Origin of the sequence: Sphingopyxis soli (genome assembly GCF_018682675.1) — a bacterium.
In the GTDB taxonomy this organism is placed as follows: Bacteria; Pseudomonadota; Alphaproteobacteria; order Sphingomonadales; family Sphingomonadaceae; genus Sphingopyxis; species Sphingopyxis soli.
In genome coordinates this window covers 1-6,781 of sequence record NZ_JAFMTR010000032.1, presented here as the reverse complement: position 1 = coordinate 6,781, position 6,781 = coordinate 1, and the positions used below count along the sequence as shown (strand labels likewise).

General features: G+C 61.9%; 8 protein-coding genes and 1 pseudogene. 3 read left to right on the top strand and 6 right to left on the bottom strand.

Annotation, left to right across the window (positions count from 1 at the left end):
- Positions 1-70: 70 nt before the first annotated feature.
- Positions 71-382, top strand: a pseudogene (locus J1N50_RS03945) (pyrophosphatase); the annotation flags it as partial.
- 757 nt (positions 383-1,139) lie between these two features.
- On the top strand, positions 1,140-2,219 hold the full coding sequence (locus J1N50_RS03940) for a uracil-DNA glycosylase family protein (RefSeq protein WP_215350479.1): 1,080 nt from the start codon (positions 1,140-1,142) through the stop codon (positions 2,217-2,219).
- Positions 2,220-2,233: 14 nt separating this feature from the next.
- Here the strand turns inward: J1N50_RS03940 and J1N50_RS03935 are convergent, their stop codons facing one another.
- The 6 genes from J1N50_RS03935 to J1N50_RS03910 all read right to left on the bottom strand — a co-directional run bounded on the left by J1N50_RS03935 (position 2,234) and on the right by J1N50_RS03910 (position 5,957).
- On the bottom strand, positions 2,234-2,548 hold the full coding sequence (locus J1N50_RS03935; RefSeq protein ID WP_215350478.1) for a hypothetical protein: 315 nt from the start codon (positions 2,546-2,548) through the stop codon (positions 2,234-2,236).
- A complete protein-coding gene (locus J1N50_RS03930; RefSeq protein WP_215350477.1) occupies positions 2,545-3,837 on the bottom strand; it encodes a hypothetical protein in 1,293 nt (430 codons plus the stop codon). Before J1N50_RS03930 ends, J1N50_RS03935 begins: the two co-directional genes overlap by 4 nt.
- A gap of 81 nt (positions 3,838-3,918) precedes the next feature.
- Positions 3,919-4,200 carry a hypothetical protein gene (locus J1N50_RS03925; protein ID WP_215350476.1) on the bottom strand — a complete coding sequence of 94 codons (282 nt, stop codon included), beginning with the start codon at positions 4,198-4,200 and terminating at the stop codon, positions 3,919-3,921.
- A 126-nt stretch (positions 4,201-4,326) separates the two neighbouring features.
- A complete protein-coding gene (locus tag J1N50_RS03920; RefSeq protein WP_215350475.1) occupies positions 4,327-4,611 on the bottom strand; it encodes a hypothetical protein in 285 nt (94 codons plus the stop codon).
- A 52-nt stretch (positions 4,612-4,663) separates the two neighbouring features.
- A complete protein-coding gene (locus tag J1N50_RS03915) occupies positions 4,664-5,431 on the bottom strand; it encodes an anti-sigma factor family protein (protein ID WP_215350474.1) in 768 nt (255 codons plus the stop codon).
- A 4-nt stretch (positions 5,432-5,435) separates the two neighbouring features.
- Complete coding sequence (locus tag J1N50_RS03910; RefSeq protein WP_215350473.1) at positions 5,436-5,957, bottom strand: sigma-70 family RNA polymerase sigma factor; 522 nt, start codon at positions 5,955-5,957, stop codon at positions 5,436-5,438.
- A 140-nt stretch (positions 5,958-6,097) separates the two neighbouring features.
- On the opposite strand from J1N50_RS03910, the gene J1N50_RS03905 reads away from it, so the two are divergent.
- Complete coding sequence (locus J1N50_RS03905; RefSeq protein WP_215350472.1) at positions 6,098-6,709, top strand: GNAT family N-acetyltransferase; 612 nt, start codon at positions 6,098-6,100, stop codon at positions 6,707-6,709.
- The last annotated feature ends 72 nt before the right edge of the window (positions 6,710-6,781 follow it).

Genomic DNA, 6,781 nt, shown 5'->3' with positions numbered 1-6,781 from the left:
CCGGAAAACACTGAATCAGAACTCAAGCCGCTTGGGAATCCTGTTTATGGGTATGTGACCTAGTTTAGATGAAGCAGAAGATGGGGCTAGGGCTATATTGATTGAGGAAGGTATTTCTACTTTAGTATTTAATCATGCAAAGCAATTGAAGCTTTTTGAGAATGTCGATCGAGGAAAGCTTAGCTTCGATATGCTTAAATCGATAGCCGATTTAACAAGAGGCTATGAGGTAAGCAGGTGCCCGTATTGGCAGTGGGAAGAGGCTATCTTGCAAGGCTACGAAGCATTTAGATTCCTGAAAGAGCATCGAGCAGCGACTGTGGAGTTGAACCTCGACCAGAGGAAGCTTTTGATTTCCAAAATTGAGATTGAAACGAATTAGCCGCCCTTTGACACGAAAGGTGCTGTGATGACAGCTAGGCCCGTCGCGTTTCACGACGCCTCGCTTTTGCGGGCGTGGGTTCAGGCGGCGCGCCATGTAGCTTCACCCAATGAGCCGAGCTTTGTTATGATTGTTTCTACGGATGTCGCGTGGAATCCGACGGCGCAGTCTCTTCGAAATCTCAATCTCTTGGCAGAGCAATCCGGCTGGGAGCGGCCGGGAACAGTTTCAGATATGATCTTGCCACGCGTTGTTTCTATGTCAACGCGACCCACCCAGCAGGCAATTGAGGTTGGCCTCAGAACGTTCGGACGTGGTCGCGCTAGAGGTGCAAGATACAGCGGTTGGATTCACACGTATTTCGAGCGGATGGCTGGAGCTTCGATAGATGCGTCTGGGATTCGTCACGAACTGAGGGCGAACAAGCTTCTTGGAGTTGTGGATAAGCTGAGCCTTTGGAATCGCAATGTTGAGTCAGCCTGCTATGTACATATCGATCTTCCGACCGACGGGTTCCGAACGCGCGGCGGCCCATGCTTGCAGTATGTCCAATTTCGAGCTCACGGCGATCGACAACTATCCGTTGCAGCGCTCTATCGGGCGCATGACTATGGCAATAAAGCGCTGGGAAATCTTATAGGGCTGGACCGATTGGGTCGATTCGTCGCGACCAGGACTGAGCGGACGTTTTCGGGTGTGAGCGTCGTGTCGCTACACCCTTTCTGCGATGGTAAGACAAGGCTGAGGCAATTTACGAATGACGTCGAAGGCATGCCAGGATTTTGAGGATGTAATTGAGCGCGTGCAGGGATGCGCCTTATGCCCAGAAATGGTGGGTTGCACGCGGGTTTTATCTTGGGCCAACGGGTCGCCTGACGCCAAGATAATGTTCATCGGTGAAGCTCCAGGCCGTTTGGGTGCTGATAGAACGGCAATTCCCTTTCACGGGGACGTTTCCGGCGATAATTTTGAAAAGCTGATACAGTTGGCGGGATTGTCTCGACGAGAGGTCTTTGTGACCAATGCTGTGTTATGCAATCCTAGAGATGACAAAGGAAATAATGCTCCTCCTTCTCGAAAAGTCGTAAAAAATTGCGCGAAAAATTTGAAGATTCAAATTGACGCTGTCCAACCGAAGGTCGTCGTAACTTTAGGTGCTTCTGCGCTAGGTGCGACTAAATTTCTTGAAGATCATAACTTTACTCTCTCTGAAAATGTTAGAACCGCAAACGACTGGCTAGGAAGAACGCTCGTGCCGCTGTATCATCCCGGCGCTAGGGCAATGATTCATAGGAATTTTGCAGCTCAGACCGCTGACTATTATTTTGTCGGTGAGATATTGAGGAGGGCAGACAATTCCGAGAAAAAAAATAGAGATTTTTCTAAGCCGTCTTCTTCATCGTGGGAGGTCGTTAGATATATAATCCAAAGATATGAGAGTCTTAGCTTGTTCAAACTTCATAAGACCATGTATTTATTGGATTTTTACTCTTTGAAAGAGTTCGGTAAGCGATTCTCAAATTTTGTTTATATCCGGCAAAAGGATGGGCCATATTGCGTCGAGCTTGGGTCGCGCTGGTTTAAGGCGTTCGGCAATGAAATCCAGACTTTTTCTTTGGAAGGTAAACTGCATATTCGATGGGTGAGCCTTGGTTTATTTCAGGAGAAACCGTTACTGGATGAAGAGCAGAAGCGCTTTGTTGATGCCGTTCTAGATCGAATTGGAATCGTCGCGGACAGCGGGCTAAAGTCCCGCGTTTATCTTACTGAGCCTATGAAAGCGTCCTTATTGGCCGAACGCGCAGGCGTTCGGCAATTGAACAGGCCCTTGCTTTAAGAGGGCTTGGAAAATCAAAGGTCGCATTCCTTCCTCTCCTCCAACCGCACAATCCGCACCACGCACCGCGCCGGGATTTCGATGATCCCGCTCAGCATGATGCGTTCCTCGTCGCCGATGATCATCGCCGATCCGGCGAGGATCTTCACGCAGTCGTCGTCGCGGACGAGGCGGCCGACCGAGGTGCAGGTTTGCACCGGCTCGGCTTCGAGATGCGCGGCGTCGGTCCAGCCGCCATAGGGCTCGCGCGGCTGGATCCAGTCGATCCGGACGATGCGGCCGAAGCGGGCGCAGATGCGGTTTTCGTCGAGGGCGCGTTCGAGGCTCATTGCTCGCCTCCCGCGCTGTCGGTCTTGGCGGCGGCGCCATCGCCCGCCTTCCACGCCGCCCAGCTTTCCTCGCTGTACGCCGCATTCCATTCGCGTTCGAGCTCGGCGATCGTGCGTTCGATGCGGCGGCGGGCGGTGTAGCGTTCGATTCCCGTGGCGCCGCCCCATTGGCTGGTGTCGGCGAGGAAGCCGTGGGGGTGCTGGTACACCGGACGACGCGCGGCTTGCCAGGCTTCGGCGCGGTCGCGCAAGGTGCGGGCAGCCCGGCGGAGGTCGTCGCGGGTGACTCCGGCGGCGGCTGTTGCGGGGGCGGCGGCGGGGTCGGGGTCGCGGGCCTCGCCCTCGACGATATGATCCTCATAGCGTTTGAACCAGAACTCGTCCTCTTCGCCGCCCTCCGCCCCGGGGACGCAGGCGGCGGGGGGCGGGTTCGGGTGCGACAGGTCGCCGCCCTCGTGCGCCTGCCAGTCGATATGCCCCGCGCCTGCGGCGAAGGGGAGGATCATGTCGGGGTGGTATATGTGCCACTCATGCTTTTGCGGGTTGATATAGGCATCCTCGCGGCGCAGCGCGTCCCAGTCGGTGCCGGGGCCGGCGAGCAGGTCCCACGCGGCGCGCTTGACCGGGTCGTGCGAAATCCCGCGTTGATACCCGGTGCGGATGGTGCGGAGGCGGTCGTCCAGTTCGGTTTCCTGCCGACGCGCGCGCTCCGCATGGTCGCGCATTTCAGCCTGCTGCGCGGCTTGTCGCTCGGCCTCCCACTCGGCGCGCCATGTCTCGCGCAGGCGGCGGACCGCGTGCGGGATCGCGGTGGCGGGGCGGCCGTCGGCGGGGTCGATGCCGCCGAAACTCGCGGGAAAGCGGCTGGCGGCGATATGCTGCATCGCGCGGACGTTCGGGCGGCGGCGCTCGAGGATCACCCGACCCCGCTTCGAGATCGTCTCGGGCACGCCATAGATGGCATATTCCATGAGCAGGTCGGCGACGCGGCGCGCGCCCGCCTCCACCGCGCGGTCCCACGCCGCGGCGAAACTTTCCGCGCCGTCGCGCTTGCGGAGCTGGTAGAGCGCGGAGGTGCTGTGGCCGATCGCCTTTGCCGCGATGCTGACCGCGCCGGTCGCCGCGAGCTGCGCGATGAACAGGCGCTGTTTCTGCGCGTTGATGCCCGACCAGCGCTTCGCCTGTTGCTCGACGGGGGTGAAGGCAAGCTCTTCGGGGAGCTCGTCGGCCGCGATTTCGTCCATCGCTTCGGGGTTGGCGGGGAGGGGCGGGAGAATTTCCTGTCGCATGACGATGCTCCTTGGTTTGTGATGTGACCATCACGAACCATATTGGAACATTGTAGGAAAGCGGATTCGGGTGCGGGGGACTCAGCCCGCGAGTCGGCCGCGCTGTGCCGGTCGCCGGTCGGCGGCGAGAAGCTGGCCGAGCGCCGTTTCCATGAAGTGGACGAGATCCCGCTCGGCCATGGTGTCGTCGCCGGCGCCGGCGATCGGCGCCCCGGCGCTGTGGTGCATCAGCGCGCCGCCGGCGGAGGGACGGTCGAGCGTGCGCGCGACGATCGAAATGTCGAAGGCGCCGAAGGAGAGGCGCGCAAGGGTGGCGGGGGCGAGCTCCCCCGATGCGGCGAGCTTCTGTCCGCGATGCGCCACGACCGAATAGCCAAGGCTCGCGGCGCGCGGATCATAGTCGGCGATGGCGAGGTCGCGGTCCGACGGCGCGCCCTTGAGGTCGTAGGCATTCGCCCGAAGATCGGGGACGAGGCGCGAGAAGACCGGTCAGGCGCGGACGGCGTCGTTGTCGCCCGCAAAGGCCGCAAGCGCGACGATCCGCCGGTCCGAAAGCCGGAGCGAATGCTTGACCGTGACGCGACCCGACACGGGGTCGATGTGGAGCGAATAGCGCTGTTCGACGGCGCGGTGCATCTTGCCGCCGATCGCGATCGGATATTCGCTGCCGCGCAGGACGAGCAGCAGGTTGCCGCCGCCAAGCTCGCGAATCGCGAACAATAGCTTCGGCACGCCGTTGCACGACGCGGTGACGCGGCACTCTTTTTTAGCCATGGAATTTCTGCGCGACCTCGGCGCGGCGACGGGCCGCGAACGGCCGATCATGCTAAAAGTCCTGGCTGCTGGCAAGGTCTTCGGCATGTTCGGCAATTTGCCGTGCGGGCTGGTCGCCCGACAGCGCATAGGCCGTGCCGTCGTGCGACCAGAAACCGACCGCCTGCCCGTCGACCACCTCGGTCTGGGGAGTCTCGGGAATGTCGGCCGAGGTGCGCGCCGCGAACAGTGACACGGGCTCGTCGGCGCCCGTGTCGATCACCATCTGCAGGCTGGGACCATAGTCGGACGGAAAGACCTGCGCATCGAGGATGCGCCAGTCCGAGGGCAAGGCGGGAACTTCAATCCGCGTCGCGCGATGGACGGCCTGGCGATCGAAATGCGCAGCCTCGGGCTGCGAGGGCATATCCGCGCGCATCAGCGCCGTCCGCTTCGACATCAGGGCTTCTTCGACGAGCGCGGGGACCGCGGCTCTGGCGCGCGGAGCGAAGCTGGCAACCTGCCAGGTCGCGGCGGCGAACACCGCGACGCCGACCGCGGCGCCGACGGGCAGCGCGCGGGCGAGCGCGGCGACGATCCGCCTGCGCCCGAGCGCTGCGTCGAGTCGCCGCGCCTCGTCAGCAAGCCGGGGCGGAACGGGACGGTCTTCGGTTTCGGCGAGCGCGCGCATCGCATCGCGCAGCCGAAGATCGGCGACGATGCGCGCGGCGACGTCGGGATGGCGGACGAGATAGTCGGCTACCTCGAGCCGACCCGCCGCGTCGAGCTGGTCGTCGACATAGGCCTGCAGATCGGTTTCAGTGATGACAGCCTGTTTCATGATGTCAGCTCTCCACTATACGCAGCGCGACCGGGGGGCGGCTGTCGCCGGCCTCGCCGCTTTCGATCGCGCGGAGGCGGGCGCGGGCGCGCGAGAGGCGCGAGATGAGCGTGCCGATCGGGATGCCGATCGCGTCCGCCGCCTCCTGGTAGGAAAGGCCATCGACCGCCACGAGATGGAGCACCTGCCGCTGCTCCGGGGACAAGCGGTCGAGAGCCTCCGCGATCTCGCGCAGGCGGACAGAATGCTCCTGCGGCGATGCCTCGGCAGCGGCGGGAGCGGTGCCGGTCCGGTGGCGTTCGCGGACCGCATCGTGGCGGGTGCGGCTGATGAAGCTGTTGTGAAGGATCGTGAACAGCCAGACGCGCAGCGACCGTCCTGGCTGATATTGGCCAATATGGGCATAGGCCGACGCGAGCGTTTCCTGGACGAGATCCTCGGCATCGCTTTGGTCGCGCGCCAGCCGCCGCGCATAGCGCATCAGCGCGGGCAGCAACTCGACAATGCGAGGCGGCGGAATGGTCATGTGACATCTACGCGCATCCCGGCCTTTTAATCCACCTTGGACCATATTCGGGCGCGAGGATCGCGACCCAGCAACGGGATTGCGGGCGGACCGCACCCGGATTAGCTTCGCTTCCGTCCCATCCGTAAAGAGCGTCCGTTATGACCGAAGCCCGTGCAAGGCCGATCGACGGCATCGTCATCCACAGCGCGCTGAGCGACGGGACGCGCGTGTGCCTGCGCACGATCAAGCCCGACGACGAGGAGCGCATTCGCGACGGGATCGCCAGGCTGTCGGCCGAATCGCGCTATTTGCGCTTTTTCTCGCCCGCGCCGGCCTTGCCCGACGAGGTCGTCCACCGGCTCGCCGACGTCGACGGGCATGATCATATCGCCTGGGGGGCGATCTGCAGCGAATGCCCCGGATGGCCCGCGATCGGCGCGGTCCATGCGGTGCGCAACCAGCCCAATGGCCGCGTGGCTGAATATTCGGTCGCGGTCCTCGACCAATTTCACGGCAAGGGACTGGCACGCATGATGACCGCCGCGCTGCTCGTCGACTGCCATGCCGAGGGGCTGACCGGGCTCGATGTCCACACCTTGTCCGAGAATCATGCCGCGGTGCGCCTCGTCCATGCCTTGGGCGGGACGTGGAAGGGCGAGAGCGCCGGGGTAGCCGAATATTGTCTCGATGTCGGAGCGGCGATCGCGGCGCTGCGTGCCGACACCGATGCGCCCGGCGTCCAGCATGTGTTCGAGCAGTTGGGCGTTTGAAGGTTTCGGCCTAGGTCACCGACTCATTATGCCGCAACCAAATCCTGATTGATGCGAGCTGGATGGAAGCGA